General features: G+C 29.9%; 14 protein-coding genes. 13 read left to right on the top strand and 1 reads right to left on the bottom strand.

Translation table 11 applies throughout. The features are described from left to right. Nucleotide 1: 1 nt before the first annotated feature. A complete protein-coding gene (gene ilvD / locus B8978_RS03280; protein WP_084113847.1) occupies nt 2-1,651 on the top strand; it encodes a dihydroxy-acid dehydratase in 1,650 nt (549 codons plus the stop codon). A 39-nt stretch (nt 1,652-1,690) separates the two neighbouring features. Here the strand turns inward: ilvD and B8978_RS03275 are convergent, their stop codons facing one another. Continuing rightward, a complete protein-coding gene (locus tag B8978_RS03275) occupies nt 1,691-3,598 on the bottom strand; it encodes an LTA synthase family protein (RefSeq protein WP_084113846.1) in 1,908 nt (635 codons plus the stop codon). Between the two features lie 311 nt (nt 3,599-3,909). Between B8978_RS03275 and B8978_RS03270 the strand changes: the two genes are divergently transcribed. The 12 genes from B8978_RS03270 (at nt 3,910) to B8978_RS03220 (ending at nt 18,952) form a co-directional block, all read left to right on the top strand. Then, on the top strand, nt 3,910-4,239 hold the full coding sequence (locus B8978_RS03270; RefSeq protein ID WP_084113845.1) for an RDD family protein: 330 nt from the start codon (nt 3,910-3,912) through the stop codon (nt 4,237-4,239). A gap of 29 nt (nt 4,240-4,268) precedes the next feature. Further along, nucleotides 4,269-5,636 (top strand): 23S rRNA (uracil(1939)-C(5))-methyltransferase RlmD, encoded by a 1,368-nt coding sequence (rlmD, locus tag B8978_RS03265; RefSeq protein ID WP_084113844.1) that lies wholly within the window; start codon nt 4,269-4,271, stop codon nt 5,634-5,636. Between the two features lie 257 nt (nt 5,637-5,893). Continuing rightward, a protein-coding gene (locus tag B8978_RS03260) for an IS3 family transposase (RefSeq protein WP_139795957.1) occupies nt 5,894-7,176 on the top strand; the annotation gives its coding sequence in 2 pieces (ribosomal slippage) (nt 5,894-6,275 and nt 6,275-7,176; 1,284 coding nt in all). Nucleotides 7,177-7,926: 750 nt separating this feature from the next. After that, a complete protein-coding gene (locus B8978_RS03255) occupies nt 7,927-8,856 on the top strand; it encodes a hypothetical protein (RefSeq protein WP_084113843.1) in 930 nt (309 codons plus the stop codon). Further along, nucleotides 8,849-10,303 carry an AAA family ATPase gene (locus B8978_RS03250; RefSeq protein ID WP_084113842.1) on the top strand — a complete coding sequence of 485 codons (1,455 nt, stop codon included), beginning with the start codon at nt 8,849-8,851 and terminating at the stop codon, nt 10,301-10,303. Before B8978_RS03255 ends, B8978_RS03250 begins: the two co-directional genes overlap by 8 nt. A gap of 11 nt (nt 10,304-10,314) precedes the next feature. Continuing rightward, a complete protein-coding gene (locus B8978_RS03245; RefSeq protein WP_084113841.1) occupies nt 10,315-12,456 on the top strand; it encodes a hypothetical protein in 2,142 nt (713 codons plus the stop codon). Nucleotides 12,457-12,601: 145 nt separating this feature from the next. Continuing rightward, nucleotides 12,602-12,736, top strand: a complete 135-nt coding sequence (locus B8978_RS20350; protein WP_278326709.1) for a hypothetical protein — start codon at nt 12,602-12,604, stop codon at nt 12,734-12,736. Between the two features lie 705 nt (nt 12,737-13,441). Next, the gene (locus tag B8978_RS03240; RefSeq protein ID WP_084113840.1) at nt 13,442-13,630 is read left to right on the top strand and encodes an antitoxin; all 189 of its coding nucleotides are present in this window, start codon (nt 13,442-13,444) and stop codon (nt 13,628-13,630) included. Nucleotides 13,631-13,632: 2 nt separating this feature from the next. Next, nucleotides 13,633-14,571, top strand: coding sequence for a DNA cytosine methyltransferase (locus B8978_RS03235; RefSeq protein ID WP_084113839.1), 939 nt, complete (start codon nt 13,633-13,635; stop codon nt 14,569-14,571). A gap of 1 nt (nt 14,572) precedes the next feature. Further along, on the top strand, nt 14,573-15,991 hold the full coding sequence (locus B8978_RS03230) for a DNA cytosine methyltransferase (RefSeq protein WP_084114417.1): 1,419 nt from the start codon (nt 14,573-14,575) through the stop codon (nt 15,989-15,991). 19 nt (nt 15,992-16,010) lie between these two features. Continuing rightward, a complete protein-coding gene (locus B8978_RS03225) occupies nt 16,011-17,642 on the top strand; it encodes an AAA family ATPase (RefSeq protein WP_176212591.1) in 1,632 nt (543 codons plus the stop codon). Between the two features lie 2 nt (nt 17,643-17,644). After that, a complete protein-coding gene (locus B8978_RS03220; RefSeq protein ID WP_084113837.1) occupies nt 17,645-18,952 on the top strand; it encodes an LlaJI family restriction endonuclease in 1,308 nt (435 codons plus the stop codon). Nucleotides 18,953-19,015: the final 63 nt, after the last annotated feature.

Here is a 19,015-nt window from a genome sequence, read left to right as displayed (position 1 = left end):
AATGAAATCGGATGACTCAAGAAAAGGTCTTGAAAAAGCTCCTCATAGATCACTTTTTAAAGCCTTAGGATTTATAGAAGAAGAAATGGAAAGACCACTAATAGGTATTGCAAGTTCATATAGTGAAATAATACCTGGACATATGAACCTAGATAAAATTGTTGCTGCTGTAAAAGATGGAATCAGAATGGCTGGTGGTGTTCCAGTTGAATTTGGAACCATAGGTGTATGTGATGGAATATCCATGAATCATAAAGGAATGAGTTATTCCCTTCCATCAAGACAGATTATAGCAGATAGCGTAGAAATAGTTGCTAGTGCCCATGCGTTTGATGGAATAGTACTTGTACCAAACTGTGACAAAGTAGTGCCAGGGATGCTTATGGCAGCAGGTAGACTAGATATACCTGCTATAGTAGTAAGTGGTGGACCAATGCTTGCAGGTAATACAAATGGGAAAACAACCGATTTAAGTACAGTTTTTGAAGCAGTTGGAGCAGTTCAAGCAGGAAGGATGACACATGAGGAACTTTGTGACTTAGAAAATACTGCATGTCCAACTTGTGGATCTTGTTCTGGAATGTATACAGCAAATTCTATGAACTGTCTTTCAGAAGTACTTGGACTCGCACTTCCTGGTAATGGAACAATACCAGCAGTATATTCAGAGAGAATAAGACTTGCTAAAAAAACAGGTATGAAAATTGTTGAGCTTGTAAAAGAAGATATAAGACCATCTAAAATTTTAACTGAAGAAGCGTTCATGAACGCCATTACTGCAGACATGGCACTAGGTTGCTCTACAAATTCATTACTTCATCTGCCAGCTATTTCACATGAAGTTGAAGTTACAATTGACTTTGACAAAGTAAATGAAATAAGTGCTAGAACACCAAATCTTTGTAGACTTAGTCCAGCTGGGCATCATCACATTGAGGAGTTATATTTTGCCGGTGGAATTCCTGCACTGCTTAACACTTTAACTAAAAAGGACTTAATAAATAAAGACTGTTTAACTGTTACAGGCAAAACTGTATATGAAAATATTAAAGATGCAAAGGTTAGAAATAACGATGTAATAAGGGACATTGATAATCCTTATAGTGCCACAGGAGGACTTGTAGTTCTTAAAGGAACACTAGCACCAGAAGGAGCAGTTGTTAAAAAGGCAGCAGTTGCGCCAGAAATGATGAAACATAAAGGCCCAGCTAGAGTTTTTGAAAGTGAAGAATCAGTTTCAAAAGCTATACTTGGAAACGAGATAAATGATGGAGATGTAATAGTTATAAGATATGAAGGACCAAAGGGTGGCCCTGGAATGAAAGAAATGTTATCTCCAACAGCTTCACTTGCTGGAATGGGAAAAGATAAGACAGTTGCACTTATAACAGACGGAAGATTTTCAGGAGCAACAAGAGGAGCGTCTATTGGCCATGTTTCTCCAGAGGCAGCATGTGGAGGTCCAATAGCACTTGTTCATGAAGGCGATATAATTGAAATAGACATGGAAAAGAAAATATTAAATCTTTTAGTTGATGAAGAAGAACTTAAAAAGAGAACACCGAAAATTGTAAAAAAGGAAGTAACAGGATATTTAAAACGTTACAGTGAAAGGGTTTCATCAGCAAGTAAGGGTGCTATATTTGAATAAAAAAATGGCAGTTGAAGGATTTCAACTGCCATTTTTTTATTATTTTTTACCTGCGCTTGCATCTTCTTGAATAAACTTCTTTAAAAGATTGTGATTTAAAATGTCATCATTATATTCAAGTTGATTTAAAGTATCGGTTTTAACCTTAGACATTTCAGCTGTTGGTTGAACAGTCTTTTTAGTATTCATATCATAGTAAGTATTTGAATAAGAAGCATAAAAAGTATTATTAGCTACAAAGGAACCACTTCTAAAAGTAACTATATTGTTCTTTGCATTAATAAGATCAGTTCCAAACATGTATTTTCTATCAAGATTAAATAAATTTGCAATAGTTGGGTAAAGATCCACTTGACCAGCAGGTATGCTATTAACACCCTTATTTGCATCATCAGGGAAATGTATTAACATAGGAACTTTTTGAAGATTGTTCCAATCTAAATCCGATGCATTTTGTATACCTTCAAAATCATATAAACCTTGAGCTTCGTTTTTTGGTATAGCGTAGTGATCTCCGTACACTACCAATATAGAATTTTTAAGAATTCCTTCTTTATCAAGCTTGTCTAAGAACATTCCTAATTGAGCATCTGTATAGTGAATTCCATTAATGTAATCACCAATAAAACTTCCCTTGTATTTGCCAAGATCAATAGTATTACCATAACCCTTTTGATCGTCATATGGGAAATGACTACTTAAGGTAATCATAAAGGAATAATAAGGCTGCTTAAAAGTTTTCATCTTATCAAAAGTCTGATTGAAAAAAGATTTGTCACTAAGACCAAGACCAACCTGCTCATCTATATTGTAAGCTTTTTCGGCATAATAATTAGTAAAGTCTTCAGCCTTATACATAACGTTTCTATTCCAGAAACCTTCTTGATAACCATTTAAAGTAACAGTATTATAACCCTTATCGTTAAACTGCTTAGCAGTAGAATTCAAAGTGTCTCCTGGATATAAATAATATGCAGCTCCTGTAGCTGCTGGATAAAGAGAATTAAGTGACAAAAATTCAGCATCAGAAGTAGTACCAGAAGCAACTTGATAATAATAATTATTAAAATATAAGCTTTTTCCAATCCATTTGTTTAAATTAGGTGTAATCTCCTGGCCGTTTATCTTTTGACCAATAACAAATTGTTGAAGTGCTTCTACTTGAATTACTATTAAGTTTTTACCTTTTCCAGCGCCAGCCAAAGTTGTGCCTTGAGGAACATCTTTTTTCTCTAAATATTGCTTTATCTCATCTTGTTTAGACTTAGGTATGCTCTTCATATTTGAAATTTTTGTAGATGCTACATTATAAGCATCTAACACATGAAAATTAACATCCCCAAGTATCTTATCCAAATAAAGTCTATTAAACATGGTAGAAATAAGTCTTGGTTGTTCCACTGAAAGTTTATATATCCTTTGAGCATCCCAACAAGCACCTATGGCAAATACAACTAAAAAGCAAGCAAATCTCTGAACAAGTTTAAGCTGAGGTCTGTTTACGTGTTTTCTATAAATTCTTATAAGTGGGAATAATATAACACAGTCAAGAAGATATAAAAAATCGGAAGGGAATAATACGTCTTTTAAACTTGATTGTACACCGCCAAGCATTACTCCGTTTCTTATAACAGATATTGATATTATATCTTTAAAATATCTGTAGTAAGCCGTATCAGCAATAAAGATTATACTCATAATTATATTGAATAAATATAAAAATCTTGTCCTCCCTTTGTTTTTAAAAAGTAAGGATATACTAGAAACTGCAATTACCGATACAAGTACAGGAATAAATATAAGACCATAACTGAAATATTCCGGTGAAATTGTTTTATCGTAATTAATTGCTTTGTAAGTGAGAATTGGTATAGTATAAATTATATCGATGTTATTAAGTATGAAGTTTTTTAAAAAATTTAGAACTTTAAAGACAGTGGTTTTCATTAGCAAGCCTCCATTAAAATCAGTATAGATAATTGCAAAATTAACATATTGTTTGAATAAAAAGCAACAGAATAAATATACCGTAAAACTGTGTATATAATAGAAACAAAATGTTAAAAAAATGTGCAAGTAAAAATTATGTTAAAAATTTTACTTACAACATAATATTATAGAAAAAATCAACTGAATTTTCAACCGGTCAGTACAAATAAATAATAATTATTTATTTAGTATTTACATATAACTTATACTATTGCATAATTAATGTTATAATTTAAGTTGGAATACATAAATATTAGGAGGCCGAAAAGATGACAGAAAAAAATGATAAGGTTACCCAAGATAAAACAGTAAAGAAAAATTTACATAATGGTGTTAGTACTTCAAAAAGAGTGCCATTTCCAGCTGCATTAATTGCAAATGTTGTAGATCAGATAATAATTGCAGTTATATCAATAGTCATAGTTTTTGTTTTGAATTTTATAATGCAGTTTGCAGGATGGTACGTAGCCCAAAAATTACAGATGTTTTTAATAATTTATATAATTTGTAATATACTATACACAGCATTATTTGAAAGCTCAAAGAGTCTTGCAACACCAGGAAAAAAACTGTTTAAAGCACAAGTTACAAGCAAATAATTAAAACTAAATTACCTAGGAGAGATTAAATGAGAAAAAATATAGAAAATGAATTTGATATAGTAGATATTGAATTCCCCGGAATAGGCATTGCAAAAGAAGATGGAAAAGACATATACATAAAAGGAGCCGTTCCAGGACAAAGAGTGCTAGCCAGAATCACAAAAGCAAGAAAAGAATATGCTAAGGGAAAGTTAATCAAAGTTTTAAACAAAATAGATGGTGAGATAGAACCTAAATGCCCTCATTTTGAAATGTGCGGTGGCTGTACTTATCAGTTCCTTCAATACAAGGAGCAGTTAAACTTAAAGGAAAAACAAATATTAAAACTTTTCAAAGAAGCAGGAATAGATGGCTTTGAATACTTAGGAATGGAACATAGCCCTAAGGAATATGAATACAGAAACAAAATGGAATTTACCTTTGGAGACATGGAAAAAGGCGGAGAACTAAGTCTTGGAATGCATATAAAAAATAAGTCCTTTGGAATTGTTACAGTGGATCATTGTTATTTAATACATAACGATTTTAAAATCATATTGAATGCTGTTTTAAATTATTTTAGACAAACAGGGCTTCCATATTACAAAGTCATGAAACATGAAGGCTTTTTAAGAAACCTTGTAATAAGAAGAACAGAAAATACTAGTGAACTTCTTATAAATATTGTAACAACATCACAAAATTCTTTTAATAAAAAAGAGTTCACGGATTTACTTATGGGACTTAAACTCCAAGCGAAAATATCAGGAATTATTAATAGTATAAATGATTCACTTTCAGATGTAGTAGCTGCAGATGAAATAGATATTCTTTATGGTAGAACTTTTGTTGAAGAAAACATCTTAGGATTAAAGTTTAAAATTTCTCCATTTTCATTTTTCCAAACAAACACTTTAGGTGCAGAGAAACTTTACAGCATGGTAATGGATTTTATGGGACCTTCTGATTCAAAAGTTATTTTTGATTTATATTGTGGAACAGGAACCATTGGCCAAATAGCTGCAAAAAAAGCCAAAAAAGTTATTGGAATTGAACTTATAGAAGAAGCAGTAAAAGCAGCAACTGAAAATGCCGCTGTAAACGGACTAGACAATTGCACCTTTATTGCTGGAGACGTTGCAAAAACCGTAAATGAATTAACTGAAAAACCAGACATTATAATTCTTGACCCACCAAGACCAGGCGTGCACCCTAAGGCACTTAATTATGTTGTAGATTTTAATGCCCAGGAAATAATATACGTTTCCTGCAACCCTAAGACATTAGTAGAAGATTTAAAGATGCTTATCTCTAATGGTTATGTGGTGGAAAAGGTTATAGGGATGGATATGTTCCCGAACACTCCGCATGTTGAGGTGGTTACTTTGCTTACAAGGAGCGAAGGGACGAAGTAAACAATATAGTACCACCCATGCAAGGATTGCCCAAGAAGGCGAGCACATAGTGCGAAACTTGATTGGAAGCAAGCTACTGCGGAGACCTATTTTAGGATGATTCAAAGGTTTTAGAGGTTTTCAAGTAAATATTGATGTGTGTTATATGTTCCCTCATACTACGTAAAATGTACCCTATAGAGTAGACAGTATTAAAAGTCCACCTATAGGGGTTTTTATTTGTTATAATTTAAGTAAATTAATATGGGAGAGAGAGCATGAGTAAAAAAGATTTCACCGAAAAAGAGTTAAAGATATTATCACAAAATAAATATGTAAATTCTGTTACTTTTAAAAAAATCACTTACACTAATGAATTTAAGCTTCTATTAATAGCAGCTCATGATAATGGAAAAACAACAAAACAAATATTTGAAGAGTGTGGCTTTGATATAGAAACTTTAGGTATGATTAGGATAAAAGCCGCTGGAAAAAGATGGCGTAGAACTTTTAAAGAAGAAGGCGTATTAGGTTTAGATGATGGAAAAAAATTAGTCAATAAGAAAACTGTAAATAAAAGTTTAACTTTAAAGGAACAGAACAGTAAATTGGAAGCTCAAGTTAAGTTGCTAAAGGCGGAGAATGAACTACTAAAAAAAATCGAGCTACTGGAAAGGGGGATGAAAATAAAAAAATAAAGTTATGTGTAGAGGACAAGTTTCTTCTAATAAGAGACACTGTAAAAAATTATAAATTAAAGAATATGGTTTGCTACTTATGTGAAGCTGTAGGTGTATCTAGATCAGGTTATTATAATTACTTTTCAAATAGATCTATACAAAAAAGAAAAGAAAAAGAAAACAATGATAAAATCTTAAAAGATAATATCTTAAAAGCTTATAAATTTAAGCGTCGTAAAAAAGGTGCAAGACAAATTAAAATGACACTAGAAGGGCAATTTAACATTATCTATAACTTAAAACGAATAAGACGTATTATGAAAAAATATGATATCGTATGTCCCATTAGAAAGGCTAATCCACATAGAAAAATAATTAAAGCAACATTGGAATATTCAACTTTGCCTAATCTATTGAATAGAAATTTCAAACAAAATATACCTGGAAAAGTTCTTCTTACCGATATAACATACTTATTTTATGGCAATGGTAAAAAGGCTTATTTGTCTACAATAAAAGATGGTTCAACCAATGAAATACTTGCCTATAACATATCTACTAGCTTGGCAATAGACCTAGCAACAACTACGATAAAAAAGTTAATGAAAAGAAATATTAAATTAGCTGAAGGTGCATTTATTCACTCTGACCAAGGTGTCCACTATACAAGTCCCATTTATCAAAAGTTAGTAAAAAAGTGTGGTTTAGGACAGTCTATGTCCCGTCGCGGAAATTGTTGGGATAATGCTCCACAAGAATCATTTTTTGGACACTTTAATGATGAAGCATATATTAAACAATGCAATACACTACAAGAATTAGAGCACGAAATAAAACAATATATGCTCTACTATAATAAGTATAGATATCAATGGAATTAAAAAAAGATGACTCCTGTAGAGTACAGAAATCATCTTATTGAAGTTGCATAGGGACTTTTCAAAAATGTACTTGACAAAGGGTACATTTTATAGTGTTTGGGGGTATTTTTGGTTGAGGAAGGTGTACATTTACGCAGAAATAAGGGTACTTGGGGGTATGTTGGAGTTTTGCTGGATTGTATATAATTCAGAGTCATTTCAATAATAGTAAATATTACTAAAGATATATTTAATAGCAATGTTTTTTGATTCTATTTACTTTTCTACTATCAGAAGCAATGCAAAAAATTGGCTGCTTTCAACTTTATCTAGAGGAGTTAAGCGTAGCACTTCGTTTTATAGCATTGTTGAAAATGTAAAAACTAACGGTCTAATATTAGAAAAACACTTAGTATATCTGCTAGAGTGCTGTCAAACAGGGAGACTAAAAGTGAAGGCTTTTAGTATATGTGATACCTTGTTCAAAAGATTTACCTAAAGAGTTGAAAATTCCATTTAAAAAAATAGAAAATTGGAAAAAATATTTAATTCTAATAAGCCAGTAGAAAGTGATCTGATGCCTACTGGTTTTATTATATAAGTTTGTAGTTTTCGATTCCATACCGTAAATCTTTGACGTATACATATGTATACTGAAGAAAAGAGTACTAGAAAATCATAGTTCTATTGCTTATTTTGGAAAATGGTTGTCTAATTTTGTAGTAATATGTTAAAATATAATTAATTTTACACATAAAAGGGGGGAATGGAATGAATGACAATATAAGTAATATGCCTATCGGAAACCTTTTTTCTGAAAGACAGTTTTTGATAGTAACTAAGAGCAATGGTGCAAATTATTATGATAAAGTATTAGTACCTTTTGCAGAGTATATTTTGAACAATGAAGATACTAGTGATTACAAAAGAGTAGACAGTGAGTTAACTAAAAAACTATGTAAGTATTATAAAACTAAGGAAACTTTAGAAGAATCACATAAAATATTTTGGAAGAATGCATCTAGTATACCTAGAATATTACCCATTATATACTTTGACAAAATAGATGGAAGAGAATATATAAGGATTACTGACATTGGTAAGAAGCACTACTGTGGGGAAATTACATGTAAGGAGTTTCTGTTTTTATGGATACTTAGATTTCAAGGCTCTGAATATTCCAATAAGGGAGTATTAAGTAAATCGGAAAAAAGTATAATTAATGCATGTAATTATAGTCCATATAGAAAACTTATAGAAAATAGGATTGTTAAACCAGGTATTTTAGCTTTAGATGTATTAAAAAGAGTCAAAGAAAAAGGAGTACATAAAATTACGGATAAGCAGTTTAGGCATGCTAGAAAATTATCTAATCAAGAAAATGAAAATGCTGTTAATGAGATAGTTGAGATTATTATCCATAGTGAAGCAAATGATACAAGTCAAGAAAATCAAATCTTTAATGTTTTAGAATATTTAGGACTATGTAGAGTTACTTCATATGAGACTAATAATTACAAATATGAAATAACAGGATTAGGAGAAGAAGTAATAAATAAAATGAAAACTTTACCTTTTACTTATTATCATAAACATAACACCACTATTGATTTTATAAATTATTATGGAGGATTACCTAATCAATTTGAGGAGGAAATAATGGAACACTATAGAATGAACGGAGGCAATTTTGATGAATAAAGAAGAAATAAAAATTATTGCTCCTTATATAGAAATATCAGAAAATGATAAAGATATATCTGTTGTTTCAGATAATAATTTAAGATTTGAAGGTATTAATCTTGGAGAAGAAATTATTATAATTGATAACAATGAGGTATATCAAATTATAGTTTCACAAAACCAGCAAATGATTGCTAATGGTTATCAGATAAAAGGTGAGATAGTTGCAAAATCACATAATTATAAAGTTGCAAAAGAAAAATATGTATCATATTTTCATGGAAAAGATATTCCACATATAAAGAAGGATTTAGAAAGTGCTTATATTGAATTATCAATTGTACCAGACAGTAAGCGATTCGATAAGAATTACCGATTAACTCAAGGAATACAAGGAAGTTATGTTGCAAAGTTTGAGTTTAATGATATAGGTAATAGATGGGATAATGTAATGAATGAAGGTGAGTACGGTGATAAGGTAATTGGGCATGAAAGTCTAAAAGATGAAATAGTTTCAGCAATTGCAGCAGGAAAACATATTTTATTATATGGACCCCCAGGAACAGGGAAGACAATGATTGCAAGCAGAATAAGTGAAGTATTTGAATGTAATAGTAGGGTTTTTACAGCTAACGCTGAATGGACAGCTGATGATACTGTTGGGGGATATACATTCAGTATGAACCAACAAACGGAGAGAGAACGAATAGAGCCTTCAAATGGATATGTTACAGATGTTGTTTTAGAATGCAATAAAAATGCTTCTAAAAAATTCTATGAAAAGGATTATAAATATAGGGGGAGTTGGATAGTAATTGATGAGCTTAATAGAGCAAAAATGGATTTTGCTTTTGGTGCTTTGTTTACTGCTCTTGATAAAGATTATTCAGTTCTGAATCTACCCCAATACAATATGTACAAGAATGAAAAGTCAAAAATTTTTATCCCCAATACTTTTAGGTTAGTTGGAACAATTAATAATTTCGATAAAAACTTTTTATTCAAATTCAGTTATGCGTTAAGTCGAAGATTTGCCCATATTTATGTTGGAGTACCTATTGAAAGTGAATTTGAAAATGAAATTAATAGTATATTAAGAAAGATTAAGAATGAATTAATTAAAGAATATAGTGTTCTTGAATCTGAAATTAGTGATATGAAGGTTGAAGATGGTGTAGTTAAAGTAAAAGAATTAGCTAGTTATCTTAGAGGATATGGTACCAAATCTAAATTAAGGGATATTGGAACTGCCTTATTAATTGATACATTGAGGCTATATTTCATTCAAAAATATGTAACTAAACTATCAAACGATGTTAATAATATGATAGATATTGCAATAAGTAGCATAATTATTCCTTCATTGGAAGGTGTGATTGAAGATACTACTGAAATAAAAATAATAATGAGAGACTGTCCTAGAGTAATCAAAGCCTTAAATGAATTTGAAAGTATTAACTATTAGGTGATGCAGCAATGAGTAAATTTGATCTTGAGACTCGTAAAAAATTATATAATGAAACTAAAAATATTATAACAACATATTTTATTAAAACTTCTGATGACGATATGGATATATATGATATAGAATTTGACGATTATTCGGATTTTTTTGAAGCAATCAAATTGAATTACGATATTGTTAAATTACTTGAATTAAAAGAATTATTATACAAAATTAGCAATCAACTAGCAAGAGATATAAAAATAGAAGATACAGATGTAGTAAATTCAATTAAGGGAAGGTTGAATATTCGAAAGTACATAAGAACTGAATATTTAAATGTGCATACTAAAAAGTATTTTCCGTGTAGGGTTCTCAAAGAAGATTACAATATAATTGAAAATATGTTTTTATTATTGATAGTGCAATATGCTTTTAAACTTATTAATGATATTTCCATTAGTGATAAGGATTTTATTAAAGAATTTTATTCAAGCGATCATTGGGAGAAACTTGTTAAATTAAAAAAAGAATTGTTTAAATTATTACATTCTGGGGATTTTAAACTATTCGTTGAAGAAAGTATGAAAATAGATAAAAATAATTGTATAAAGTTGATAAATAAAATATTACCAGTAGTAGAACAAAAAGTTAGGAGACGTGAATCTAATCCTAAAACTTACGGTGAAATTGTTAAATGGTGGCATTCACTAAATTCTAAAATAGATGATTTAGATAGATTACCTTTGCTTTTATATAATTCTAGTTTTGATGATAAGCTATTTGAGTTATGGATTTTAGAACAAATTAAAAACAGCTTTATTACTGATTTTGGAATGAATATTGAAACTGTTGCTTTAACAAATGGTTATAATGCCGAAGGTACAAATCCTTTATGGAAAAGGAAAAGAACTCATATATATCAGTTGAAATATGTAAATCATAACGTAGCAAAAAACATTAAAATATATTTCCAAAAGTCAACTAAATTAATGTGGGACGACGATAATAAACCTAAATGGATTCAGATTTCTTCAGATAATGAAGAAAATATAGAATATTTACGAGGTAATTTAGATATAGTTATAACTTGTGATGATTGCCAAAATTTTGACCCTGTATTGATTGATGCAAAAAATATATATTATAAAATAAATAATAAAAAAATAGAGTATATAAATCCAACTGTAAGTGATAAGGTATATAAAATGGTTGGGTATTTGGATAATTTTAATAAAAAAGTGAAAAAACACAATAAAGCGCTGGGTGTTATAATATTTAAGAATAGAGAATTATCTATGAATAAAGAAAAAGAATATGTTAGTGATATGAAAGATAGTTTTATGAATATTTTCACTGTAAATCCCAACGAAAATGTAGTTGATTTTTCACAATTAACTAAGTATATACTAAATAATTTTGGGTTGTTAGCTGACAGATTAAAAACATATAACAATTTAAAATCGTATTTTGTAGATATGTTAGAGAGCAAAAATGAAAGTGAAATAGACTCTAAAATTCAAGTGATATTTGAGCACGTATCAAATAGTATAAATATCTTAACACGAGGTAAGGAAGATGACATTGCAACATTCCAGGAGTTTTTAGAATTTAATATATTTGGACAAGATATCTGGAACAGCTTTGAATTAGATACTAAAAAGTTTTTGAGCCAAAGTGAGTTTTTACTTACATCGTTAAAACAGTGTTCAGGATTAGAATATTCAATGTTTGCTATAAACTTAGCTAAAGCGATTGAAAATGAAGTGCATATAAAATTTATTGATGATTTACGAAATTATTTATTAAGCAGAGGAATTCGAAATCATGAATATTTTGTAATTGATAATATAGTAAAAAATAAACATTTAGCAATTGGACAAATTGCTAAATGTTTAAAAGGTAGGCTTGACAGACTAATTATTGATTATATTAATACTAAGACTAATGATAAAAATAAAAAAGATTTCTATATGGGAAAGTTAAATTTAATTGGAAATAAGTTAGAAAAATTTTCAAGGCTTCGAAATCTTATTGCGCATAAAGATGGCATTACTTTTAATGAATTTTCTGATATACGAAATCAAGTTTTGGGTATTGGACTTGAAAAATCTCTATTAACAATGGTATTTGAAATAGAACAAATGAATAAAGGAAACTACAATTTTATGTAATAAAGATTTTTCCAATTAAAAAATATATAGAAAAGAATGATATGGAATTAATAATATAGCGAAAACGTCAAAAATTTACTGACTAGCAACAGCAGCCTCCATTTACTAAAATGTAAATATATTTTTAGTAGATGGAGGTTCTTTAATGGAAGAAGCAGTTAATGAAATAAACTGGGGAAAAATTATGGATAAATTTGCATTATATAACGGAGTAATAACAGAGTTTTGGAAAACAAATAGCATAATTGCAATAGTAATCATCATAAAAAACAAGATATAAGAATAGAAATTGGCAAAGCTACTTTATTCATACCTTCTGATGAAATTGGAATATTATCTGATTTACTTGAAGAATTGGTTAAAACATGTTAAATATATATAAGTATATTTAGCCTGTGTCATAATATTGAAAGATAACGAGATTCAGTCAAAAAATAAAGAAATTAATGACTTGAAAAATGAATTGGCTTTTGACGATGTCGAAAAAATAGTGACCTTAAAGCTAATTAGCCTACTTTAGAGGAAATAATATATACCCAAAAATATAATTTAGCTAATTCGGAAAGAATAGTGATTGAACACAAGCTGTTGAAATGCAAATTAAAATCCAGTCAAACAACAAATTATTTTCTATTAGACTTTGCAGTTTAATTGCACTTTAATTTCACCAAAACGGTACGTTATTGCGCCAAGAATATTTGCATAAGTAAACCACAATGTATAAAATACTTCATTCAGTTAAATTAGATATATTTGTTTTTGCTGAGAGTTCTTAGGACTTCAGCAATGTTGGTGGCATTCACTGGATTCATAATTTTTTATAAACATTCATTGTTCCAGAAATAGTTACTGTGCTGGATAAATCATATCTTAATATGAAACAGCCAGCAAATAAAATATAAGTTGAATATAATAAAATGTTTTGTTAAAATAGATTTGACCCTGATATAAACCATATATAATATGGATTAAAATGGAGAGTACTATGAGAGACAAACAAGTAAATTGTGGAAGACCACCTGGGAGAAAGAAAACTTCAAAAATTGAAATAGCAATTGAACCAGAAATAAAAAAAGAATTTATGGAATTGCTTTATGATGAAGGTAAAACAGCATCGGCGGAAATAGGGTGTTGGATTAGGGCGTATATAAAAGAGCATAAGGAGGACACATAATAATGGATGTTGTTTCACTATTTAGCGGAATTGGAGGCTTGGATATAGGTTTTTCAGAAGCAGGTTATAATATCGTTTGGGCAAATGACTTTGATAAATATGCAGTGCAAACATATAGAACAAATTTTGGAGATCGTATAGTTCTAGGAGATATCAATAAAATATCGTTGGAAGATATTCCTAATCACGATGTGCTGATAGGAGGATTTCCGTGTCAGCCATTTAGTATGATGGGTGAGATGAGAGGATTTGGGGATACGAGAGGAACACTATTTTTCCGTATTGCTGAAATAATACGAAATCAAATTGAAAGACGTCAGAGACCACGAGCTATTATTTTAGAAAATGTTCGTTCATTAAGGACACATGATAATGGAAATACTTTCGCAACAATTAGAAGAATATTAGAAGAAGATTTAGGTTATAAAGTGTACGATGAAATATTGAATTCAGTAGAATATGGTGTGCCACAGAAAAGAAACAGAACTTATATTGTATGTTTTGCAAATCATGATGTAGATTATCATTATCCACTACCTGTATCTCTTAATGGCTTGACATTGCAGGACTTATTGGAACATGATGTTGATGATAAGTATTTTTTATCGGAAAGAATTTTACCTACTATATTGTCTAACGGAACGGGTGGTTATATAGGAAGGTCTGAAATAGACTTACAAATAGCAAGGCCATTGTGTGCGACGATGGCTAAAATGCATAGAGCATGCCAAGATAATTACGTAACACAAAATGGAAGGGTGAGGAGACTAACTCCTAGAGAATGTGCAAGATTACAAGGGTTTGGTGAAGAATTTGTAATACCGGTTTCAGACAGTCAAGCTTATAAGCAATTTGGTAATGCCGTTACTGTAAATGTTTCTAGAGCAGTTGCACGAAGTGTTAGAACTGCATTATTAGAAATCGGAGAGTGGATTGAATAAAATGAAAATAAATAATGACGTATTAGAAATAAAGGAACTTATTGAAGCATATATGCCATCAAGTACAGTAGGTAATGGTAGATTTTGTGTTGATAGAGTAAGTTCAGAAATTAATGAACAATTTCTTGTGTCGAGGGCGGAAGAAGTTAAAAAGGCATATATTCAGTACGAAGAAATAAAAAGTGCATTTGGAAAGATGGAAAGCCTGTGTAATGAAACTAGGCAGCAATGTGATCAATGCCCTATTAAAAAATATTGTAATACATATATTAGAACAGTAAGAAAAAATGTGAATGAAGATTCATTTAAAATGATAGATTTATTTTGTGGATCTGGGGGATTGTCATTAGGTTTTACACAAGAAGGGTTTATAACGAGCCTGGCCAATGACATACAGGAGTGTTGTGTGGATACGTATGCCCACAATCATCCAGAAACACCAAGGGATCATATAGTACTTGGGGATATTAGAGAAGTCATTAGTAATTTAGAGGGATTACTCAGATATGATACTATTGATATTGTAATTGGAGGGCCACCATGTCAAGGTTTTAGCATGGCAAATAGACAAAGATTAATAGATGACCCTAGAAATCAACTATATCGAAACTATGTTGAAGTTGTAGATATGGTTCAACCACGATTTTTTGTTATGGAAAATGTTAAAGGAATGATGTCTGTAGCAAATGAAGTTATTGAAGATTTCAATAATATTGGGTATTCAGTTACAGCTAAGGTTCTAAATGCAAAGGATTTCGGGGTACCACAAAATAGAGAGCGATTAATTTATATAGGTAATAGAATTGGAGTAAATAATGATAGAATATTTGAAGAGATAGAAGCTTTTGGATTAACAATTCCAGACTATGTGCTAAAAGATGCGTTGTTTGGACTGCGTGAATTAAGTGCTTCTAGAATTAAAAATTCTACAAATTTAAATACAGAAGAATCAGGAAGAAGAATAGAAGCGGCACGTAATGCTGAAAGAAACCCATATATTAATATGATTAATCAAGGCCGAAATTGTTCTGTAGTTTTTAATCATAAAGCAAGATATAATAACGATAGAGATATTGAGATTTTTTCGAGATTAAATCAAGGAGATCGCTCCGACGATCCTAAAATAGCTGATATAATGCCATACACAAGCAGAAATGATATTTTTAAAGATAAGTATTTTAAGCTTCAGAATAATAAAGTTTGTAAAACAATTACTGCTCATATGAAATTTGACTGTAATATGTATATTCATCCTACTGAAGCAAGAGGATTAACTCCAAGAGAAGCTGCAAGGGTTCAGTCATATCCGGATGATTATTTTTTTAGGGGAGCATATACAAAAACATATATGCAAATTGGTAATTCCGTACCGCCGTTGTTGGGTAGAGCAATTGCTAATGTTTTGAAGAGCTTTATTTAAAATGAAGGGAGATAAATTAATGAATTTTAATGATTCAATGAGAATTATATGCGAAGTTCTTAATAATCAAGATATGACTATAATTCCAAATAACTATGATGGGATTATAGTTAAAAAGTTAGAAGCATCAAATACGTTAGATGCAGGAAGAACAACTAACCAAACCCATATTGCTATAACTGGCGCTCAAATGGATATATTTCCATACCTAAAGGCCGAAGGATATTTTTCAAAAGATTATGAAGAACAAGACAATGAATTGAAAAAATATTTTATTACTCAAATTCCAGTATTTTTAAATAAAATTAATATTGATTATCTGAACGGAAAAGAACTGAATGATGTGATTAATTTTAATAATAGTAATCAAAAAAGAGTGCTGACTAGTGTAGTTAGGGCTAGAAGAAAGAATCAAGCAGATCAGCTTCAGATGTCCCTTATTAACTTTGATAGTCAAGAATTCGTTTTGTTTAGAAAGATGATTCATTCTGGAGATTATCTTATTGTTCTAAAAAGAAAAGAGATTTTAGAATACGAATTCTATGGTGTTAAGAAAGCTGATATTGATGCCAATATTGGAAGTTTAAATGATTTAAATAATATTTTTGTTAAATTATCAACAAATACAAGAGTTGATATATCAGCTCTTCAAGTATCTTATAATAATGTTATAGAACCTCATAATAGAATTATTTTCGGGGCCCCAGGCACAGGAAAAAGTTATAAGTTAAATGAGGATAGAAAAAAATTTTTTAAAGATAAATATGAACGGGTTACATTTCATCCTAATTATTCTTATGCACAATTTGTAGGAAATTATAAACCAAAACCTAAGTTTAGAATTGATGGTACGGAATATGTATCTTATGAATTTGTACCAGGTCCTTTTTTACGTACTTGGATAAAAGCACAAAATAGCATAAAGAATGATGAAAATGCTAATTATTTATTGATAATTGAAGAAATTAATCGTGCTAATGTAGCGGCTGTTTTTGGTGATATATTTCAATTGCTTGATAGAAGTATGGATGGAACAAGTGAGTATGAAATTGCAACATCAGAAGATATGAGAGAGTATTTAATAAAAGAAGGTGGATTTGCAGCTGATGAGGTTGCTACAATTAGAATCCCTAATAATATGTATATATGGGCAACGATGAACAGTGCTGACCAAGGTGTTTTACCTATGGATTCGGCATTTAAGAGAAGATGGAATTTTGAATATCTAGGAATTAATGAAGCAAGTTCAAAAATTAAAGATACTGAAATAACTTTAAAACCTTATGGTACTATAAAATGGGACATGCTTAGAATTAGTATAAATAATGCATTAATTGAAGCTGATGTAAATGAAGATAAGTTAATCGGATCATTCTTTTTAAGTGACAAGGAATTAAAATCTTCATCAATAGATGAGATTTTTAAAAGCAAGCTTCTCATGTATTTGTTTGAAGATGTTCTTAAACATAGGAAAGGTAAGTTATTTAAATCAGAGTTGAATACATTTTCAAAGATAATTGAGGCATATAACAAAAGTGAAGAGATATTCGATTTTGATGTTATTAGCGTTTTACCAAATGATGCCGATGAGGAAAGTGCACTTAGTTCAGCGGCTGAGGATGCAGGAAAATACTCTACAGGGAATGAATAAGTATGATATATTCTAGAGAATTAAAAAAGTACAATATAAAAGCTTTGAGAAATCAATTATTTTTAGGTGATGATATTATTCAAGAATTATTAAATAAACGAATTTTAACTAAAAGCAAAGAAAACTTATTTTCGTTTGAATTTGTAGGTATTTTAATTCTTAATGATAGGGTTATGTTTTGTCTACCTAAGTATGCAAATACAGGTGATAAAAAAACAATCGTAAAGCAATTATTGGCCTTGTTTGGAGAATATAGTAAGCGCGAAAAGCTTGATGAAGATGAACTTGAAAGTATTGGTAGTATAGATTCTAAAAATATATATAATATGTTATCAGTAATAATATTTTTAATGAATGATTTTTTTGAAAATGGACTATACACCAATGAAAAGAACATTTGTGTCATTAATGGTGAGGATGAAATAAATTGGTTAAAAACAATAGATGAGATACAACCGCTGATAAGTGAAGGAGAACCTTTATATTTAGAATATTATACTAATACCACTCAAAATGATGAAGAAAACTATTTTAGACAATTGCATAGGTATATTTTAAATGAATGTACAAAAAAACTGAATGACTTAGGATTGACTGATTTTTTAGGATTGGAAACTATAATATTTGAAGTAGATGAAGATAGTTTAGGAACACCTCAAAGTATTGTCTCAAGGATTAATAATGAACTTAATGTTCAATTTGTAAATAGAAAACAATTATTACTCAAAGCTATGGCATCTTTTATATCTAATGAAAAAATGGAAACTGATAATTTTACCATTAGTTTTTATGGAACTCGTAGTTTTCATGTTGTTTGGGAAAAAACATGTGGATATGTATTAAATAATAAATATGAAAGTGTGAAAAAGTTAATTGCACCACCAAAATGGACAACTGCAAGTGGTAAAGAGCACAAAACAGCAACATTAATTCCAGATATTGTTAGTATATCAAAGAATTCATTTATTATATTTGATGCTAAGTATTATTCAATGAAATTAACTGAAGATATCTTAAGTGGGAACCCTGGAGTTGAAGATGTTACAAAGCAATATTTATATCAATTAGCTTTTAATGAGTATATTAGAGCAAAAAGTTTTACTTCAGTTAAAAATATACTTCTTTTTCCTAGTGAAAATAAAGAGATAAAGCAATTAGGTAAAGTAACAATTAAATTTTTAAAAGATTTAAATCTTGAAGATATAACATTATTCTCATTACCAGCACATAGGATTTTTGATTTATATACAAATAGTAAAAAGCTTAATATTGAAAAATTTCTTAAGTTGGAAATAGAATCAGAAAAATAGTCTATAAATTTAGAAAGTTAATCCATCGATGCGAGAGTCGGTGGATTTTTGTTGTCTATATAA

This window comes from Clostridium acidisoli DSM 12555 (assembly GCF_900176305.1).
In the GTDB taxonomy this organism is placed as follows: Bacteria; Bacillota; Clostridia; order Clostridiales; family Clostridiaceae; genus Clostridium_I; species Clostridium_I acidisoli.
The sequence above is the reverse complement of the archived record's forward strand: the minus strand, read 5'-3'. Positions and strand labels throughout refer to the sequence as shown.